The sequence below is a fragment of the Neisseria sp. P0021.S006 genome, from assembly GCF_051956895.1.
The window spans coordinates 1-1,525 of record NZ_JBQCWZ010000312.1; the positions used below are offsets into that span (position 1 = coordinate 1).

At 49.9% G+C, this 1,525-nt stretch carries 2 protein-coding genes; both read right to left on the minus strand.

Annotated features, from left to right (window positions below):
- Nucleotides 1-36: 36 nt before the first annotated feature.
- The gene (locus tag ACTHUM_RS13645) at nucleotides 37-744 is read right to left on the minus strand and encodes an SIMPL domain-containing protein (RefSeq protein ID WP_107791801.1); all 708 of its coding nucleotides are present in this window, start codon (nucleotides 742-744) and stop codon (nucleotides 37-39) included.
- A gap of 112 nt (nucleotides 745-856) precedes the next feature.
- Nucleotides 857-1,348 (minus strand): DUF1841 family protein, encoded by a 492-nt coding sequence (locus ACTHUM_RS13650; RefSeq protein ID WP_107791802.1) that lies wholly within the window; start codon nucleotides 1,346-1,348, stop codon nucleotides 857-859.
- Nucleotides 1,349-1,525: the final 177 nt, after the last annotated feature.

Sequence of the window (1,525 nt, forward strand, 5' to 3'; positions counted from 1 at the left end):
TTTCAGACGGCCTTTAAAATGATTTCAAAGAAAATCCTACATTTGCACCGAGCCGCTGACGGTCAGGCTGATTTCTTCTGAACCCGGAGAGGCTGGTACGCCATCTTCTATTCCTGCAGCTACTTCTGCAGCAGGGATTGCACGCAACATTTTGGCGTGTGCAAAGTCGCCGCCGACTTGGCGGTTGCCGATGTGGCCCAGGTTGAGTTTAACGATTTTGTAGCTGGAGAAGCCGAGTGTTTGGGCGAGGTTTTGGGCGCGGTCTTTGAAGCGCAGGATGACGGCCTTGCTCAGTTGGTCGACGGTTTCTTCGCGTTTTTCTTTGGATACGGAAAATGAGGAGTTCTCCAAAACGGCGATATTGATGCTGTCGGCAATCAGGCGGTTGAGTGCTTCAAAGTCTTTGCTTTCTACTTTGAAGTAGGCGTGTTCTTCCCAGCCGGTTTGGGTGCGTTTGCCGTTGGTATATTGATAGCGCGGGGATGCGTTGCGTTCCATCAACTCGGCTTTAAATTTGTTGTTTTGAGAGATTTTGTTGAACTGGTTAAATTTTTTCATGAAGACTTGGTTGACGGCTTGACGGTCTTTGCCTTCTGCGTTGACGCTGAAATGCGCGGTCATGGTATCCCGCGGCACTTCCATGTTGGCGGATTCGGAAAATTCAACGATGTTGTAGTTGAGGCTTTCTGCTGCTACGGGTAGGGAGGCAGCTAGCAGTAGGGCGGTAAGGGCTGGGCGGAGCATTTTGGTTTTCCTTGTGATGCGGATTTTAAAAAAGTAATTTAGCATGAAAGATGGAAACGTTGGCTTTGGCAAGCGTAAGGATTTGTATGGGGTGAGGCCGTCTGAAAAGAAGTTATTTTGTATCCATCAGGCCGACTTCATGGGGATTGAGGCGGGCTTTTTCTTCTTGGCCTAAGCCGACCAATTTCCGCAAGCGGGTCATGTAGGCATTGACGTCAAGGCCCCGTCCGTAGCGTTGTGCTTCCCAGATGGTTTCTGCCAAGGCTTCCATCATATCGTGTTCGGCTTTGACCCAGTCGCCGTTGTAACGGGCGCAAAGTTGGTGGTGGATAGCACGGATGCCCGGGGGCTGGTTGATGGTGCTTTGCTCTTGCAGGGAAAGGTGTAGAGACATGTGCAGGAATGGGTTGCTTTCGCCGTCTTCGGGCAACCATTCTTTATCTAAATATTGTTCGATGTCTTCGAGATAGTGTCCGTATTCGGGATGGGCTTCGATAATGCGCAAAGCTTTTTGTTGCAGGCCGTCCAATTGGAGCGGTGCGAGCCTGTGTTGCCAGACGTTGGCAAAGAATCGGCGGACATCGTGGGTGTTTACGTCATACATGATGGGTGTGATTTGATTTTGGGATATGTGATTATATAGCGATTGCGATAAAAAAGGCCGTCTGAAAAATATGTTTTCAGACGGCCTTTGTTTTGCAGGGTTTAGCGGCGGTCGATGATTCGGTAATACACTTCGCCGTCTTGGACATAGCCCAATTCGACGCGGGCAATTTCGGCG